At 71.9% G+C, this 16809-nt stretch carries 16 protein-coding genes and 1 tRNA gene; 5 read left to right on the top strand and 12 right to left on the bottom strand.

Features of this window, described 5'->3' with window-relative positions:
• The first annotated feature begins 24 nt into the window (after positions 1–24).
• Together DFJ69_RS26080 and DFJ69_RS26075 are read left to right on the top strand one after the other, a co-directional pair.
• The gene (locus tag DFJ69_RS26080; RefSeq protein WP_245974783.1) at positions 25–390 is read left to right on the top strand and encodes a hotdog fold thioesterase; all 366 of its coding nucleotides are present in this window, start codon (positions 25–27) and stop codon (positions 388–390) included.
• A gap of 295 nt (positions 391–685) precedes the next feature.
• On the top strand, positions 686–1234 hold the full coding sequence (locus tag DFJ69_RS26075; RefSeq protein WP_116025025.1) for a DUF4352 domain-containing protein: 549 nt from the start codon (positions 686–688) through the stop codon (positions 1232–1234).
• Between the two features lie 339 nt (positions 1235–1573).
• Here DFJ69_RS26075 and DFJ69_RS26070 read toward each other — a convergent pair whose 3' ends face one another.
• From DFJ69_RS26070 to DFJ69_RS26045, 6 genes are all read right to left on the bottom strand, one after another.
• Positions 1574–2362 carry an ABC transporter ATP-binding protein gene (locus DFJ69_RS26070; RefSeq protein WP_116025024.1) on the bottom strand — a complete coding sequence of 263 codons (789 nt, stop codon included), beginning with the start codon at positions 2360–2362 and terminating at the stop codon, positions 1574–1576.
• Positions 2352–3116, bottom strand: coding sequence for an ABC transporter ATP-binding protein (locus DFJ69_RS26065; protein WP_116026926.1), 765 nt, complete (start codon positions 3114–3116; stop codon positions 2352–2354). Before DFJ69_RS26065 ends, DFJ69_RS26070 begins: the two co-directional genes overlap by 11 nt.
• A 44-nt stretch (positions 3117–3160) precedes the next feature.
• Positions 3161–4273, bottom strand: a complete 1113-nt coding sequence (locus tag DFJ69_RS26060) for a branched-chain amino acid ABC transporter permease (RefSeq protein WP_116025023.1) — start codon at positions 4271–4273, stop codon at positions 3161–3163.
• Positions 4270–5235 (bottom strand): branched-chain amino acid ABC transporter permease, encoded by a 966-nt coding sequence (locus DFJ69_RS26055; RefSeq protein WP_342769883.1) that lies wholly within the window; start codon positions 5233–5235, stop codon positions 4270–4272. The genes DFJ69_RS26060 and DFJ69_RS26055 overlap by 4 nt, the downstream gene beginning before the upstream one ends.
• A gap of 115 nt (positions 5236–5350) precedes the next feature.
• Complete coding sequence (locus tag DFJ69_RS26050; RefSeq protein WP_211328758.1) at positions 5351–6526, bottom strand: branched-chain amino acid ABC transporter substrate-binding protein; 1176 nt, start codon at positions 6524–6526, stop codon at positions 5351–5353.
• Positions 6527–6795: 269 nt separating this feature from the next.
• The gene (locus DFJ69_RS26045) at positions 6796–7422 is read right to left on the bottom strand and encodes an ANTAR domain-containing response regulator (RefSeq protein ID WP_245974580.1); all 627 of its coding nucleotides are present in this window, start codon (positions 7420–7422) and stop codon (positions 6796–6798) included.
• Positions 7423–7536: 114 nt separating this feature from the next.
• On the opposite strand from DFJ69_RS26045, the gene DFJ69_RS26040 reads away from it, so the two are divergent.
• Positions 7537–7610 (top strand) — tRNA-Leu (locus DFJ69_RS26040).
• Positions 7611–7780: 170 nt separating this feature from the next.
• Here DFJ69_RS26040 and pyk read toward each other — a convergent pair.
• Together pyk and DFJ69_RS26030 are read right to left on the bottom strand one after the other, a co-directional pair.
• A complete protein-coding gene (pyk, locus tag DFJ69_RS26035) occupies positions 7781–9217 on the bottom strand; it encodes a pyruvate kinase (protein WP_116025021.1) in 1437 nt (478 codons plus the stop codon).
• A 114-nt stretch (positions 9218–9331) separates the two neighbouring features.
• Complete coding sequence (locus DFJ69_RS26030) at positions 9332–9886, bottom strand: type 1 glutamine amidotransferase domain-containing protein (protein WP_116026924.1); 555 nt, start codon at positions 9884–9886, stop codon at positions 9332–9334.
• An 80-nt stretch (positions 9887–9966) separates the two neighbouring features.
• Between DFJ69_RS26030 and DFJ69_RS26025 the strand changes: the two genes are divergently transcribed.
• Positions 9967–10689 carry a helix-turn-helix transcriptional regulator gene (locus DFJ69_RS26025; RefSeq protein WP_245974579.1) on the top strand — a complete coding sequence of 241 codons (723 nt, stop codon included), beginning with the start codon at positions 9967–9969 and terminating at the stop codon, positions 10687–10689.
• Here DFJ69_RS26025 and DFJ69_RS26020 read toward each other — a convergent pair.
• Entirely contained in the window at positions 10686–11567 is an 882-nt protein-coding gene (locus DFJ69_RS26020; RefSeq protein ID WP_116025019.1) for a hypothetical protein, read from the bottom strand. The genes DFJ69_RS26025 and DFJ69_RS26020 overlap by 4 nt on opposite strands.
• 46 nt (positions 11568–11613) lie before the next feature.
• Positions 11614–12720, bottom strand: a complete 1107-nt coding sequence (locus DFJ69_RS26015) for an SLAC1 family transporter (protein ID WP_116025018.1) — start codon at positions 12718–12720, stop codon at positions 11614–11616.
• Between the two features lie 70 nt (positions 12721–12790).
• On the opposite strand from DFJ69_RS26015, the gene DFJ69_RS26010 reads away from it, so the two are divergent.
• Complete coding sequence (locus DFJ69_RS26010; RefSeq protein WP_116025017.1) at positions 12791–13768, top strand: LysR family transcriptional regulator; 978 nt, start codon at positions 12791–12793, stop codon at positions 13766–13768.
• On the opposite strand, the gene DFJ69_RS26005 is transcribed toward DFJ69_RS26010, so the two are convergent.
• Entirely contained in the window at positions 13765–14982 is a 1218-nt protein-coding gene (locus tag DFJ69_RS26005) for a PucR-like N-terminal domain-containing protein (protein ID WP_245974578.1), read from the bottom strand. The two genes, DFJ69_RS26010 and DFJ69_RS26005, sit on opposite strands and share 4 nt — an antisense overlap.
• Before the next feature lie 358 nt (positions 14983–15340).
• Positions 15341–16804: a glutamate synthase subunit beta gene (locus DFJ69_RS26000; protein WP_116025015.1), complete on the bottom strand. Its 1464-nt coding sequence runs from the start codon at positions 16802–16804 to the stop codon at positions 15341–15343.
• Positions 16805–16809: the final 5 nt, after the last annotated feature.

The following is a 16809-nucleotide window of genomic DNA, read 5'->3' as shown; positions in this document are numbered from 1 at the left end:
TCCCCCGCCCCCACCCAGGGCGACCTGGGCACGACCATGGGCATCGAGTTCGTGGAGGCCACCGCCGAACGGGTCGTCGGCCGGATGCCGGTCAAGGGCAACACCCAGCCGTTCGGGCTGCTGCACGGCGGCGCCTCCTGCGTGCTCGCCGAGTCGCTCGGCTCCATGGGCGCGTTCCTGCACGCGGGCGAGGGGCGGATGGCGGTGGGCGTGGAGATCAACGCCACCCACCACCGCTCCGCGACGGACGGGTACGTCACCGGCGTCGCCACCCGGGTGCACGGCGGGCGCACGCTCGCGACCTACGACATCGTGATCACGGACGAGGCGGACCGGAGGGTCTGCACCGCCCGGCTGACCTGCATGCTCCGAGACCTCCCGACCGGTTGACCGCACCTTCCACCGAACCGAACGGCGAACGACCTACCTGCACAAAGAGGACATCCTTTGCATGTGGGGCCCATGCGTCGCTAGCGTTGTCACAGAGGATCCGGGGCCGCTGAGTAGACAACGTACGTCCGGGGAAGGGGTGTACGGCCCCAAAGGCGGCCCCGGATCCGCGTCTCCCGCACACCGGGCGACCCCCGGGAGGGGCACCGGTCAACCGGGTTCGGTGGTTGCGGTTGAATTGCGATACGGGTCGCGCGATTCCCGAGCCCGGCCGTCGTCGCCTACCGTCGCGCGCATGCGCTCGCTCGTGCCCGCGACAGGCCTCCTGCTCCTGGCGTCCCTGCTCACCGGGTGCTCCGGCGACGACGGGGACGGCGACGGCGCGGCGCCCGCCGCCACGTACCTCCTCCCCGCCCGGACGGCACGCCCCGACGAGAAGGCCGTACGGCCCGTGACCGCCGTGGACGGGGACACCTCGTTCACCGTCATCGGGATCACCACCGGACTGCCGGAACTCGCCGGGAGCCACGCCGACGTCAAGGCCGAGAAGGGCCAGTTCGTGCGCATCCGGCTCATCCTGGTCAACAACGGGCGCACCACGGCCCTGGTGGACGTCATGAAACAGCGGCTCCGCACCGCCGACGGCGCCTCCCACCGGCCCGACCTGAACGCCATGTTGATCAAACGGCAGCCGCAGAAGTTCGACGCGGGCGCCGCCGTACGCGTCGAGTTCGACATCTGGTACGACATCCCGACGGGGGCCAGGCCCACGGCGATGACCCTGTACGGCGGCTCCACCCTCACCGACCTCAAGGACGTCGAGGGGACGTCTCTCTTGTTTTGATGTGGGGGGGACCTTTTATTGATGTGGGGGGGCGACCCCCCACGCCCCCCGCGCCCGGTCTTGAGATCTTCAGGCGGACGGCCCTCCGCTGGCGCTCCGGGCCGTCCGCCTGAAGGACCGGGCGAAACCCCCGCCTGGTTGCGGTTCAGACTTGGTGGTTGCGGTTCGAGCGTGAGGGTTGCCGTTCGAACGTGAGGGTTGCGGTTCGGACGTGGGGTCGCGGTTCGAACGCGAGGGTTGCGATTCGAACTTGGGGGTTGCCGTTCGGACGTGGGGGTCGCGGTGCGGACGTGGGTGGTTGCCGTTCGTTGCCGTTCGAACGGACGTTGCCTGCGTCGTTCAGTCCTTGCGAACGTCTCCCTTGTCGAGATCCGCCTGGGCCTCCTCGGGCTCCGGCGAGTCGGCGGGAGGGGTGTCCACGGCCAGGTCGCCGCCCAGGTAGGCGGCGCGGACCTGCGGATCGGCCAGCAGTTCGGAGGCGGGGGCGCTCTTGACGATCCGCCCCGTCTCCAGCACGTACGCGCGGTGGGCGAGCTGGAGCGCCTGCTGGGCGTTCTGCTCCACCACCAGGACCGTCGTGCCCCGCCGGTTGATCTCCTCGATGATCTGGAAGATCTGCTGGATCAGCATCGGCGCCAGGCCCATCGACGGCTCGTCGAGCAGCAGCACCTTCGGCTTGGTCATCAGCGCCCGGCCGATGGCCAGCATCTGCTGCTCGCCGCCCGACATGGTGCCGCCGGCCTGCTTCTTGCGCTCGGCCAGCCGGGGGAACAGCCCGTACACCTCGTCGAGTTCCTTGGTGACGTCCCCCTTGCGGGCGTAGGCGCCCATGTGGAGGTTCTCCTCGACGGTCATGCCGGGGAAGATCCCACGGCCCTCGGGCGACTGCCCGATGCCGAGGACCACGCGCTTGTGGCCGGGCATCTTGCTGATGTCCCTGCCGTCGAACAGCACCCGGCCCGAGGAGAGCGGACGCAGCCCGGAGATGGTCTTGAGCGTGGTGCTCTTACCGGCCCCGTTCGCGCCGATCAGGCTGACGATCTCGCCCTCGGCGACCTCCAGGGACAGGCCCTTGAGCGCCTCGATCTTGCCGTAGTGGACACGGATGTCCTGGATCTCAAGAAGCATCGGCGGGGGCCCCCAAGTACGCCTCGATCACCTTCGGGTCGCTCTGGATCTCCCGGGGCAGCCCCTCGGCGATCTTCTGACCGAAGTCCAGCACCGCGATCCGGTCGCTGATGTCCATCACCAGGCCCATGTCGTGCTCGATCAGCAGCACGGTGCGGCCGGTGTCGCGGATCTTTCGGATCAGCTCCTGCAGGGCCACCTTCTCGGCCGGGTTCATCCCCGCCGCGGGCTCGTCCAGCAGCAGCAGCCGGGGCTGCGTGGCCAGCGCGCGGGCGATCTCCAGCCGCCGCTGGTCGCCGTACGGCAGGTTCTTGGCGGTCTCGTGCCAGCGGTTGCCGATGCCGACGAACTCCAGCAGCTCCCGGGCCACCTCCCGGCCCCGCCGCTCCTCGCGGTAGTGCCACGGCAGCCCCAGGATCGCGCCGACCGCCCCGGTCCGATGGTGCGCGTCGGCACCCACCATGACGTTCTCCAGCACCGACATGTTGTGGAACAGCCGGATGTTCTGGAACGTCCGGGCGACTCCGGTCTTGGTGACCTTGAAGCGCTTCATGCCGCTGATCTGCCGGCCCTCGAAGAACACGGCGCCCTCCGTGGGCCGGTAGACGCCGGTGGTCACGTTGAACACCGTGGTCTTGCCGGCCCCGTTCGGCCCGATCAGCGCGAAGATCTCCCCCGGGTCGACCGTGAGCCGCAGATCGCGCAGCGCGACGACGCCGCCGAACCGCATCGTCACCCCCCGCAGCTCCAGCATCGGGCCGCCGGTCGACTTCTCCGGCGTCACGTCGCTCGCGTGGCTCACTTGGAGACCTCCTCGTGTCCTGCGGGCGTCGCGACCTCGGCGCCCAGGGAGCCCATGCCGCCGGTGCCCTCCTGGAGCTCGGCCTTGCGCCGCCGCGACGGCAGCAGGCCCTCGGGGCGCAAGATCATCATCGCCACCAGCACCGCGCCGAACGCCATGTAGCGGTACTCCTGAAGGCCGCGGAACCGCTCGGGCAGCCACGCGATGATGAACGCGCCCAGGATCACGCCCGGAATGTTGCCCGATCCGCCGAAGACCACGCAGACCAGGATCGTCGCCGACAGGATGAAGGTGAACTGCTCGGGCTGGATGAACCCGGTCGTGCCGCCCATCTGGCCGGTGCCCGCGAGCCCGCCGATCATCGCGCCGACGAAGAACGCCAGCAGCTTGAACCGGAAGGTCGGCACGCCCATCAGCTCGGCGGCGTCCTCGTCCTCGCGGATGGCCGCCCACGCCCGACCGACGCGGCTCTTGTTCAGCCGCACCGACACGATGATCACCAGGATGATCATCGTCAGGATCAGATAGTAGAACGCGCTGGCGTCCAGCACCGCCACGAAGGTCAGCCCGAACATGTCGGGTGGACGGGGCAGGTCGGAGATGCCGCGCGAGTCCCCGATCGCCGTGGTGTTGCGGGCGACGATCCGGATGATCTCGCCGAAGCCCAGCGTCACGATGGCGAGGTAGTCGCCGCGCAGCCGCAGGGTGGGCGCCCCGAGGACGATCCCGGACACCGCCGCCAACAGCAGCGCCGCCAGCACCGTCCACCAGAACGGCCAGCCGTGCAGGCCGCCCAGCACGCCGACGCTGTAGGCGCCGATCGCGAAGAACGCCACGTAGCCGAGGTCCAGCAGGCCCGCCTGCCCGACGACGATGTTCAGGCCGAGCGCCAGCAGGATGTACAGGCCGATCGGGTTCCACAGCGTGGTCACCCAGTCGGTGTGCGGCGACATGATCGGCGCCATGGACTCGCTGGGGAGCACGAAGACCGCGAACAGGACCACGGCCGCGTACACGATCCATCGGGCGAACCAGGGGGCGTCCGCCCAGCGGTCGCGGATCAGGTCCGAGATCTGGGACACGGGTGCGAGGGCTCGATTGAGGTTCATGCGCGCGCCTGCTGCAGGGACTCACCGAGGATGCCGGTGGGACGGAACATGAGGATGATCACGAGAACGGTGAAGGCGATCACGTCCTTCCAGTCGGACCCGAAGAAGATCGCGCCCCAGTTCTCGATCAGGCCCAACGCGAACCCGCCGAGCAGCGCGCCGCGCAGGTTGCCGATGCCGCCGAGCACCGCGGCCGTGAACGCCTTGATGCCCAGAATGAACCCGATGTTGTACTGGGTGATCTCGAATTCCACGATGTACAGGGTGGCGGCCACCCCGGCCATCGCGCCGCCCAGCAGGAACGTGGTCCGCACGATGGTGTCGATGTTGACGCCCATCAGCACCGCGGTCTCCGGGTCCTGGGCGGTGGCCCGGATGCCACGGCCGATCTTGGTTCGGCTGACGAACTGGTCCAGCGCGATCATCATGGCCACCGCGGCCACGATGACGATCACATGGTCGGTGCGCACCGCGGCGTCACCGATGGTGAACAGCGTGTCCTTCTCGACGATGCGCGGCACGCCGAGCTGGTTGCGTCCCTCCGGCCGGTCGAACAGCGGCGGGATGACCTGCAGCGCGAACAGCTCCTGCAGGAAGAACGAGGCGCCGATCGCCGAGATCAGCGCGGCCAGCCGGGTCGCGCCCCGCCGGCGCAGCGGCCGATAGGCGATGTACTCCAGCGCCACGGCCGCGCCGCCGGAGGCCGCCATCGCGACCGTCAACAGCAGGAGCAGCATGCCGACCAGCGCCAACCCGGACAGCGGGGCGGTGACCCCGACGACCTGGGTGACGACGAACAGCGCGCCGAACGTGCCGATCATGAAGATCTCGGAGTGGGCGAAGTTGATCAGGCGCAGGACGCCGTAGACCATCGTGTAGCCGAGCGCGATCAGCGCGTAGATGGCCCCGACGGTGAGTCCGCCGACCGTGGACTGCGGAAACTGGGTGATGAAGTCGTTCAACAATGTGGGGATCGCCTTCAAGACGGGGGCGGCAGCGGTGCCGCCCTAGCGACAGAGGCGGGAGCGCGGTCCGCGCTCCCGCCTCTGCGCCGTCACCTGGTGGCAGCCTGCGCCGTCAGCCCTTGAGCTGGGCCTGGTCCGCGGTGCCGAGCCACTTGATGGACCCGCCCTGCACCTGGTACAGGTGGATCGTGGTGGTGGCCAGCTCACCGTCGGGGCCCCACTTGACCTGCTTGGAGACGCCCTTGACGTCGTAGGTCTTGAGGAACTCGTTGATCTTCTCGCCGGTCACGTTGCCCGCCTTGATGGCGGAGACCAGAGCCGTGGCGGCGTCGTAGCCCTCGGTGGAGTAGATCGCCGGGGCGGTGTTGTTGTTCTTGGCCTTGTAGTCGGCGACGAACTTGACCAGCGTGGCGTCGGTCTGCTCGCCGAACGGGATGAAGCAGGGGCAGGCCAGCACGGCGTTCTCGGCCTGCTTGGCGCCCGCGCCCTCGACCAGCTTGGCGTCCAGCGAGCCGTCGCCGGAGGCCCACAGCGCGGTCACGCCGCCGTCGCGCAACTGCTTGAGGAGCTTGCCGCCCTCGGAGTAGTAGCCGCCGTAGAAGATGACGTCCGGGTTGGCGGACTTGACCTTGGTGACCGTCGAGGAGTAGTCCGGGGCGGTCTCGTCGATCTGGTCACGCTGGACGTTGACGCCCTTGGCCTTGAAGGCGTTGAAGGCGTGGTCGCCGATGCCGACGCTGTACGGCTTCTTGCCGTTGATGACGTAGGCGGTCTTGGGCGACTTGGCCTTGATCATGGCCTCGGCGACCTGGGCGCCCTGGGCGGCGTCGGTCGCCACCAGGCGGTGCCAGAACTTCCAGCCCTTCTTGGACAGGTCCGGGTTGGTCGCCGACGGGGTGATGTTGGCGACCTTGCCCTGCTCGAGGAGGGCGTCGACCGCCAGGGACTCGCCGGAGAAGGCCGGGCCGATCATGGCGACGATCTTGTCGTCCTTGATCGCCTTGGGCGCCAACTGCGCGGCCTGCTCCTCCTTGCCCTGGGTGTCGTAGGGGATGAGCTTGATCTTCTTGGGGGGGTTCGTCGCGTTGTACTGGTCGATCGCCAACTGCGCGCCCTGCCGGGGCGGGATCACGATGGCCGAGTCCGGACCGGACAGGTCACCCATGAAGCCGATGTTCAGGGTGTCGCCGGACCCGCCGCCGTCGTCGCCGCCGCAGGCAGAGAGGCCGCCGAGCGCGAGTGCCGCGGCCGCGGCGATCGCGCCGAAGCGAATCTTGTTGAGCCGCAAGGGTCGCCAACCTTTCAGTCCAGATCCGGAGGGGGATCGGGTACAAGTCACGTCCCGGGGGTGTTCCGCTCCCTCAGCCGGAGAAAACGGTCACCCGGGACCTGCTCCGTAGTACACCGACCCCACGTCACAGTTCAGCACTCCCGGACAGAAGGGTTACTGGTTCGTTACAGCTCCGTGGCCAACAAAAGCCAGCTAGCAGCCCGAATGGCTACCCTGTGCAACCGGCCGGACGCCCGCCTCACAAGGCCGGACGACACCCGTCCGGGTCATCCGCCGGCGCCGTCGGCGGCGCCCGCGGCGTCCTCGCCGGGCCGGCCCGCAGCCTGCGCGCCGTCCTTGCCGAGCGCTCCGGCGACCACCGCGTCGGCCACCGCGCGCATGGTCAGCCGCCGGTCCATGGAGGTCTTCTGGATCCAGCGGAACGCCTGCGGCTCGCTCCAGCCGTTGGCCTCCTGGAGCAGCCCCTTGGCCCGGTCGACCACCTTGCGGGTCTCCAGCCGCTCGGTCAGGGTGCCGACCTCGGCCTCCAGCGCGCGGATCTCCTCGTACCGGCTGACCGCCATCTCGATGGCCGGCACCAGGTCGGTCTTGGTGAACGGCTTGACGAGGTACGCCATCGCCCCGGCGTCCGTCGCCCGCTTGACCAGCTCCCGTTGGGAGAAGGCGGTCAGGATGACGACCGGCGCGATCCGCTCCGCGGAGATGCGCTCGGCGGCGGAGATCCCGTCCAGGACGGGCATCTTCACGTCCAGGATCACCAGGTCGGGTCGGAGCTCTCCGGCCAGCCGAACGGCGGTCTCGCCGTCACCGGCCTCGCCGACGACCTCGTACCCGTCCTCCTGCAGCATCTCCTTGAGGTCCAGGCGGATCAGGGCCTCGTCCTCAGCGATCACAACTCGTCGCGCGCTCTCCGTCACGCGCACGAGACTACCGGGACCCGGTACCCTAGGGCTCGCCGAGGTGTACCGAGCGCCCCGCGGCGGGCCCGGTCGCATGCTCGTGCGCGCGCCCCGATACTCCAATCGGCAGAGAGAGCGGTCTCAAACACCGTCAAGTGTGGGTTCGAATCCCACTCGGGGCACCTCCGCACCGCCACTCCGTTCCCACGGGTGGCGGTCTCTTCGTTGAGGGGCGGAACGCGTTCAGGCGCGTGCGCGGTGGCAGGGCGCTTCCACCGCGTACGCGCCTGAGGGTGCTCCGGGCCGACACCCGGAACGGGCGGGGTCGTGGGCCCCGGGTCGGGGGCGTCGATCAGTGGCGCATCGCGTGGGCGATGGCGTCGCCGATGCGGTGGACGCGCAGGGCGTTGGTGGAGCCCGGGGTGCCGGGGGGCGAGCCGGCGACGATCACGACGCGGTCGCCCTTCTGGCAGCGGCCGATCTCCAGCAGGGCCTGCTCGACCTGGCGCACCATGGCGTCGGTGTGGTCGACGTGCGGGACGATGAAGGTCTCCACCCCCCACACCAGCGCGAGTTGGCTGCGGGTGGCCTGCACCGAGGTGAAGGCCAGCAGCGGGATCGGGGAGCGGTAGCGCGACAGCCGGCGGGCGGTCTCGCCGGACATCGTGAACGCGACCAGGGCCTTGGCCCCGACGATGGCGCCGACCTCGGCGGCGGCGCGGGCGATGGCGCCGCCGACGGTCTCGGGGACCCGTTCCAGGGAGTGGGAGGCGCGCAGCGAGTCGCGCTCGGCGGCCAGCGCGATGCGGCCCATGGTCTCGACGGACTCGATCGGGTACTGACCGACGCTGGTCTCGCCGGACAGCATCACGGCGTCGGCGCCCTCGAAGATGGCGTTGGCCACGTCGGACGCCTCGGCGCGGGTGGGCCGCGGCGAGGAGATCATCGACTCCAGCATCTGGGTGGCCACGATGACCGGGCGGGCCTTCTCGCGGCACAGCTCGATGGCGCGCTTCTGGACGATGGGGACCTGCTCCAGCGGCAGCTCCACGCCGAGGTCGCCGCGGGCGACCATGATGGCGTCGAAGGCGGCCACGACCTCGGGGAGCGCGTCCACGGCCTGCGGCTTCTCGATCTTGGCGATCAGCGGGACCCGCAGGCCCTCCTCCTCCATGATCCGGTAGCAGATCTCGGCGTCGGCGGCGCTGCGCACGAAGGACAGCGCGATCATGTCCACACCGAGCCGCAGCGCCCAGCGCAGGTCGGTCTCGTCCTTGTCGGTGAGGGCGGGCACGCTGACGGCCACGCCCGGCAGGTTGAGGCCCTTGTTGTCGGAGACCATGCCGCCCACGACGACCCGGGTGCGGACGCGGGGGCCGTCGACCTCCACGACCTCCAGCGCCACCCGGCCGTCGTCGATCAGGACGGTGTCGCCGGCGGCCACGTCGCCGGGCAGGCCCTGATAGGTGGTGGAGACCTCGCGGCGGGTGCCGGGGACGTCCTCGGTGGTGATGGTGAACTCGTCGTCGAACGTCAGTCGCACCGGGCCCTCGGCGAACCGGCCGACCCGGATCTTGGGGCCCTGGAGGTCGGCCAGAATGCCCACGCCGTGGCCGGTGGCGTCGGAGGCGGCCCGCAGGCGGCGGTAGACCGCCTCGTGGGCCGCGTGGTCGCCGTGGCTCATGTTGAGCCGGGCGACGTCGATGCCGGCCTCGACGAGGGCGCGGATCTGCTCCGGCGCGGAGCAGGCGGGTCCGATGGTGCTGACGATCTTCGCTCGACGGGTCACAGGCACAACCCTAGGTAGTTACCGAGCGGTAACGGAATTCGTGCGTCATGCCGTACCCGAACATTCACCCCATCGTCCGGACCGGGGTCCGGATCGCTCGCGCAGCGTGATCCGTCAGGCGCGGAACGCCTCCACCGCCGCCTGGCAGAACGCCTTCAGGTCGTCGGGCCGACGACTGCTGACCAGGGTGTTGGGGCCGTCGGCGTCCACGACGACCTCCTCGTCGACCCACCGCGCGCCCGCGTTGCGCAGATCGGTCCGCAGGCTCGGCCACGAGGTGATGGTCCGGTCCCGCACCACGTCGGCCTCGACCAGCGTCCACGGGCCGTGGCAGATCACCGCCACCGGCTTGCCGGCGGTGAAGAACGCCTTGGCGAACTCCACGGCCTTGGGCTCCATCCGCAGGAAGTCGGGGTTGGCCACCCCTCCCGGCAGGACCAGCGCGTCGAAATCGGCGGGGTCGGAGTCCGCCACCGTGGCGTCCACCTCGAAGGTGTCGGCCTTGTCGAGATGGTCGAACGCCTGCACGCTCCCCGAGTCGGTGGAGATCAGCCTGGGCGTCGCGCCGGCCTCCTCCATCTCCCGCCAGGGCTCGGTCAGCTCCACCTGCTCGACGCCCTCGGGCGCCACCAGGAACGCGACGGTCCTTCCGCGCAGTTCACCGGCCATGGTGTCGTCCCCTTCCGTCATCGATGCGTGATCCTCTCCCTCGCGCCGTGCCCACGAGTCCGGGTGGTATGCATGGAGACGTGCCACGATCCGCCTATCGGGAGCGACCCGCGCCGCAGGGCCTCGGGCTGGCCTGCGTGTGGACGCACGAGCGTTCCGGCGGGGACGCCGCGTTCACCCAGCGAGTGGTCCCGGACGGCTGCGTGGACGTGATCTGGTCCGATTGGGACGGGCGGCTCCAGGTCGCCGGGCCGGACACCCGACCGCGGACGGCGACGGTGCCGCCGGGCGGGCGGATGGCGGGTGTGCGTTTCCGCCCCGGCATGGCCTCCCCCGCGTTGGGCGTGCCCGCCGACGCCGTACGCGACGGTCGTCCGGCGCTGGCGGAGCTGTGGGGCGACGAGGCCGAGGCGTTGGCCGAGCGGCTGGCGGGCGCGCAATCCCCGCCGGCCGTGCTGACCGGCGCCGTCGTCGAGCGGGTCCGTTCCTCCGATCTGGCGGCCGACCCGGTCGCCCCGCTGGTGGCCGCGGGAGTGGCCGAGGGCTCGGTGCGGGATCTGGCCGACCGGCTGGGGCTCGGCGACCGCCAGTTGCGCCGCAGGTCGCTGGCGGCCTTCGGGTACGGGCCCAAGACGCTCCAGCGGATCCTGCGCTTTCAGAGGGCGCTCGCGCTGGTCCGGGCCGGTGGCGCGCCGGCGGACGCGGCGTACGCGAGCGGTTTCGCCGATCAGTCCCATCTGGCCCATGAGGTGAAGGCCCTCGCCGGGGTGCCTCTCTCGGAGCTGCTCCCCCGGAAGGGCTAGGAGAACCGGCCGTACGCGCGGAGCGTCCTGAGCCGTTCCACCGTGATGACGCCGCGCCACTCGTGGCCGGTGATCGGGGTCCAGATCAGGAAGTTGACGTGCCAGCCGCCGTCCTCGTCCTGGGCGTCGACGAGCGCGTCCAGGTGCTCCTCGATGACGTCGTCGTCGAACAGCCGGCGGGCGAACCCGTCCGGGGAGGCCGCGTAATCGAGCGGCTGATGGACCTCGCCGGAGGCCCGCGGGTCGAGGGTCACGCCGTCCAGCAGGGGCCCGCGCAGCCGTTCGAAGGCGGCCTCGGCCCGCGCCCGTTCGGGCACGTGGTCGAGGAAGGCCAGGATCGCGTACGCCACGTAGGGGGACACCTCGGTGAGCGCATCGATGCCCTCCCAGCAGAAGGCCGTGGCGCGTGGGAGCCACGGGTGGGCGGACCCGGCGCGGTGGAGCTGCCCCGCCAGGGTGGCCGTGGGCACCAGCGACCCGGGCGGATCGTCGGGCGTCTGCCACCACGGCGCGTGCGGGCCCTGTCGCACGGTCGGCAGGACGAACGGCACTCCCCCGTCGGCGGCGGTGATCGTGGTGAGGTGATCGCAGAGCCGACCGACGGCGGGGTCGTCGTCGTGACCGGCCTCGTGCAGGATCTCCAGGGCGTGCTGGGCGGGCACGGGCTGGCTCGCGTCGCCGCGCAGGTCGGGTTCGAGCGCGTTGCCGTAGCCGCCGTCGGCGTTCTCGTACGGGCGCAGCGCCGCGACCAACGCAGCGGCTCCCCCGCCCCGGAAGTGCATCTGAAAGCGGCGGCGCTCCAGCACCCGGGCGTTCAGGTGGAGGAAGCGCTCGGCGGCGGCGAGCCCTTCTGCGGTGACGGTCTTGCTGGTCTTCATGCCCCCAACGTACGAGCCGCTCGTTCAAGGGTCTTGTCGAAAACGGTCATCGGGCGGGCGCCTCGAAGAGCCTCCCGGTCCAGACGCCCCGGACGGTCCGCAGCGCGACCGTGGTCCAGGCGGCGAGGAGCAGCAGGTACAGGGCCGCGGCGAGGGCGGTCAGGGCCGCGTGGCCGGTGTGCCGAGCCAGCCCCGCCGCGCCGGTGACGCACGTGCCGACCGGGAACGTGAACGCCCACCACGTCATCGTGAACGGCATGCCGTCGCGCAGCGCCCGCACGTTCGCGGTGCCGGCGATCAGCAGCCAGAGCAGGGCGAAGCCGAGCACGGGGATCCCGTACAGCACCGCCAGGATCTCCATGGCGGCGGCGTAGCGGGGAGCGGCGTGGACGGCGCCCTCGGCGAGCTGCGCGAGCGCCGTGGTCGACTGCCCGAGCGGTCCGAGCACCAGGAACAGCGACGGGGTCAACGGGCGGGGCAGCCGCGCCGCCGAGGCGATGACCACCGGCAGCAGGGCCAGCGTGGCGAGCAGGCCCACGCCGAACATGCCCTGGCAGGCGAACAGCAGCGCCTCGCGCAGGTGAGCGGAGCGCAGGTGCGGGATCAGCGGGGGCCCGAGGGCGGCGGCCACCACCGGGGCCACCACGGGCAGCAGCCAGGTCGGCGGGGCCGCCGAGACGCGCGCGGCGTGCCTGGTGATCAGCAGGTAGGGCACGGCGAACACGACCGCCAGCGAGTACACCGCGCCCGTCGCCCAGAGCGCGGCGGCGACGCGGACGGCCGCGGACGCGCCGAGGACGTCGGGGCCGAGCGTCAGCGTCCCGTAGGACACGGCCAGGAACGCCATCGGCGGGCAGCCGTAGAAGACCGCCGTGGCGGGGTCGTCCAGCAGCCGACGGCGGGCCTCGCCGTGGTGCCGGGTCAGGTGGACCGCCCTCGCCCCCGTCACCGCCGCCAGCAGCACCGCCGACAGCGCCCAGATCACGACGGCGCCGGCGCGGAGCCCGGGGAGGCCTGGGCCCAGCGCGTACGCGCCGTTCGCGACGATCGCCGTGCCCATGACGCAGGCGTACCAGTTCGGCCCGAAGTGCCGGAACACGGCGGATGGGCGGCGCACGGCGCCGAGCGGGATCACGGGGTCGGGGGCGGTCATGGTCCCATCGTGGAAGATCGCCGAGGCCGTCGGTAGAGGTCATCGCCCTATGGGGCCATAAACTGGGCTTATGAGCACTCTTTCCGCTCGGGTCCCGGAGCTGGCCGCGTTGGAGCTGTTGCTGGCGGTGGTCCGGCTGGGCAGCGTGGGCCGGGCGGCGGCCGAGATCGGCGTGACGCAGCCCGCCGCCAGCGCCCGCATCCGCTCGATGGAGCGGCGGCTCGGGGTGGCGCTGTTGGAGCGTTCCCCGCGCGGGTCGCGGCCGGCGGAGGCGGGCACGCTGGTCGCCGGATGGGCGGCGCAGGTGATCGAGGCCGCGCAGGCCCTCGACGCGGGTGTGGGGGCGTTGCGGGAGCGGCGCGACGGGCGGCTGCGCGTGGTGGCCAGTCTGACCGTGGCCGAGTACCTGATGCCGGGCTGGCTGCTGGCCCTGCACCGGGCACGGCCGGGCACGGCGGTGACGTTGCGGACGGCGAACTCCTCCGCCGTCGCCGAGCAGGTGCTGGCGGGGACGGCCGACCTGGGGTTCGTGGAGGGCACGCACACGCCCGCGGGGCTCAGCGGCACGGTGGTGGCCGCCGACCGGCTCGTCGTGGTCGTGTCCCCCGGGCACCCGTGGGCGAGGCGGCGCGGCGAGGTCACGCCCGGCGAGCTGGCGGCCACCTCCCTCGCCCTGCGCGAACGGGGATCGGGCACCCGGGAGGTGCTGGACCGGGCGCTGGCCGCGTTCGGCGGGGTGTCGGCGCCGGTGCTGGAGCTGGCGTCCACGACGGCGCTCAAGGCGGCGGCGGCCTCGGGCGCGGTCCCGGTGGTGCTCAGCGAGCTCGCGGTGGCCGACGAGGTGACCACCGGACGCCTGGTGGCCGTGCCGGTCGCCGACCTGGACCTGCGCCGCCCGCTCCGGGCGGTCTGGCCCCTCGGTCAGCGGCCGGCGGGCCCCGCCCGCGACCTGCTCTCGCTGACCCGCCGCGCGCGCCGGACCGACGCCCACACCGACGTCCGGCCCGCCCGAAGCGACCGGGCGGGCCGGGCCGAACGGGACCGTTAGCCGACGGGGCTGAGCGGGACGGCGTCGGTGTCGGGGTCGTTGGGCGACTCCGGGGGCGAGTGCGCCAGCCAGGCGAAGAGGGCCATCTCCAGCTCCAGCCGGCGCTCGGGGTCGTACAGGGTGTCCCCGAACAGGTCCTGCAACTGGTGCAGGCGGTACCGGACGGTCTGCGGGTGCACCTGCAACCGGCCGGCCACCTCGGTGGCGTTGAAGCCGCAGCGCAGGCACTCCAGCAGCGTGCGGGCCAGCCGCACCCGCTGCGAGGGCCGCACGGCCGACAGGGGCTCCAGCCGGTCGGCGGCGACCAGGGAGACCAGTTCCTCGCTGCGCATGATGGCCATGGCCGGCATGTGGTCGGTGGCGATCACCATCCCCTCGGCGGGCAGCAGGCCCCGGCGGGCCAGGCCGAGGGCCTCCCGGGCCCAGCGCAGCGACCGGCCGGTCTGGGAGGGGTCGGACATCGGGTCGACGGTGGGGCCCGCCGCCGCGACCCAGTCGCGCAGCGCCGCGGCGAGCATGGCGCGACGCCCCGGCCCCTCGGGGTCGGGCACGATGGCGCACGGGTCGCCCCGGTCCAGGTCGACCAGAACGTCGGGCGGCAGGGCCGGCGGCCGGAACCGGCCCTCGCCGCGCTCGTGGAAGGCGACCACGCACAGGGTGCGCGGGATCGACCAGCCCGCGAGCCGCGCCAGGTCCTCGACGGCCTGGGGGGCGGCGGTGTCGGCCAGCAGCAGCTCGATCAGCCTGCGGCGGCGGTTCTGGACCTCCCCGGCGGCATGGGCGGTGGCCTCGGCGTGCCCCCGGCTGGCGGCGGCGGCGATCACCTCCAGGTAGGCGAAGACGGCCTCGGCGAGCTGGCCGAGGGTCTGCCGCGAGATGCCGAGCCGCCCGGACTGCTCCCCCAGCGAGCGGATCGCCAGTCGAGCGCCCAGCCGCAGCGCCAGCTCCCAGTGGTCGAGGTTGCGCCCCTCCTTGGCCTCGCCGTAGCCGACCTCGCGGAAGAACTCCAGCGTGGCGTCCCAGGGGGTGTCGGGGTCGCCGATGAGGTCGATGAAGTGGCCGATGGCGTTCTCGACCGCGTGGCGCAGCACCTCCCCGTACTTGGGGTCGGCGGGCCGGACGTACTCGGGCACCTGCCGCCGGATGGCCTCCATCGCCTCCTCGGCGACGGCGGGCACGAACGGCCGGAAGCCGACGGCCACGTCGCGTGGCACGTTCCGCCAGGGTTGCCGGCTCTCGTCCTGGTCCAGTGCGCCCAAACTGTCACCCCCGTGCTCGGTGGGCGGGTTCCGGCAACGCACCGTACTCGTCCACCGGCCGGAAGGACCGGTCATGATCCCAAACCTTTGGGCACCGCGTTGTCATTCCTCTGACAGGTGCAGGTCAGCGGCCCGTGCGGGGCGGTGCCGGCGACGACCCGGATCGAAGGCGAGCGATGACAGCGCGTGACACTCGCGGTGGTCCCCGGCCGACGGCGGGGCGATCACGGCGAGCGGGCGGTCCGCCGGACCCGGTGTCTGCGGGTCCGGCGGACGGCTGCTTCGGTCGTCGGGCCCCGGCGGGGCCGACGGGTCAGGCGATGGGACGCGCCGTGGGCGGGATCGGGTACGGCAGCGCCGTCGACCCGTTCAGGTAGGCGTCCACGCCGGCGGCGGCGGCGCGCCCCTCGGCGATGGCCCACACGATCAGGGACTGACCGCGGCCCATGTCCCCGGCCACGTACACGCCCTCCTCGGAGGTGGCGTACGCGGCGTCGCGGACGACGTTGCCGCGCTGGTCCAGCTCGACGCCGAGCTGCTCCAGCAGGCCCTCCCGCTCCGGGCCGAGGAAGCCCATGGCGAGGGTGACCAACTGGGCGGGCAGCTCCCGCTCGGTGCCCGGGATCGGCGCGAAGCCGGCCTCCGGACCCTCCACGCCGATGACCTTGAGCGCCCGGACGTTGCCGTCCTCGTCGCCCAGGAACTCCACCGTGGACAGCGCGTAGAGCCGGTCGCCGCCCATGTCGACGAGCTCCTCGTGGGCGCTCTCCATCTTGTAGAGCGTCGGGAACGTCGGCCACGGCTGGGTGCCGGGGCGGTCGACGGGGGGCTGCGGCATGATCTCGAGCTGGGTCACCGAGGCGGCGCCCTGCCGGATCGCGGTGCCGATGCAGTCGGCGCCGGTGTCGCCGCCGCCGATCACCACCACGTGCTTGCCGGCGGCGGTGACCTTCGGCTCGGCGTAGTCGCCCTCCTGGACCCGGTTGGCGTCCGGGAGGTACTCCATCGCCTGGTACACGCCCGCCAGCTCGCGGCCGGGCACCGGCAGGTCGCGGCGGACGGTGGCGCCGCCCGCCAGCAGCACGGCGTCGTAGCGCTCGCGCAGCTCGGCGGCGGTGACGTCCTCGCCGATGTTCACCGAGGTCTTGAACTCGGTGCCCTCGGCGCGCATCTGGCCGAGCCGCCGGTCCAGATGGCGCTTCTCCATCTTGAACTCGGGGATGCCGTAGCGCAGCAGCCCGCCGATCCGGTCGTCCCGCTCGTACACGGTGACGTCGTGGCCGGCGCGGGTGAGCTGCTGGGCGGCGGCCAGCCCGGCAGGGCCGGAGCCGACGACGGCGACCTTCTTGCCGGTGCGGACCTGCGGCGGCTGGGGGGTCACCCAGCCCTCGGCCCACGCCCGGTCGATGATCTCCGCCTCGACGCGCTTGATCGCCACCGGCTCCTGGTTGATGCCGAGCACGCACGCCGCCTCGCACGGGGCGGGGCACAGCTTCCCGGTGAACTCCGGGAAGTTGTTGGTGGCGTGCAGCCGCTCGATGGCCTCACGCCAGTCGGTGCGGTAGACGAGGTCGTTCCACTCGGGGATCAGGTTGCCCAGCGGGCAGCCCTGGTGGCAGAACGGGATGCCGCAGTCCATGCATCGGCTGGCCTGCTTCTCGAGCCTCTCCCGGCCGAAGCCCTCGTAGACCTCGCTCCAGCTCTTGATGCGGACGTCCACGGGGCGGCGCTGGGGAAGCTCCCGCCGGACGGTCAGGAAACCCTTCGGGTCGGCCATGGTGG

This window comes from Thermomonospora umbrina (genome assembly GCF_003386555.1).
Taxonomy (GTDB): domain Bacteria; phylum Actinomycetota; class Actinomycetes; order Streptosporangiales; family Streptosporangiaceae; genus Thermomonospora; species Thermomonospora umbrina.
This window is presented reverse-complemented; position numbering and strand designations above follow the sequence as displayed.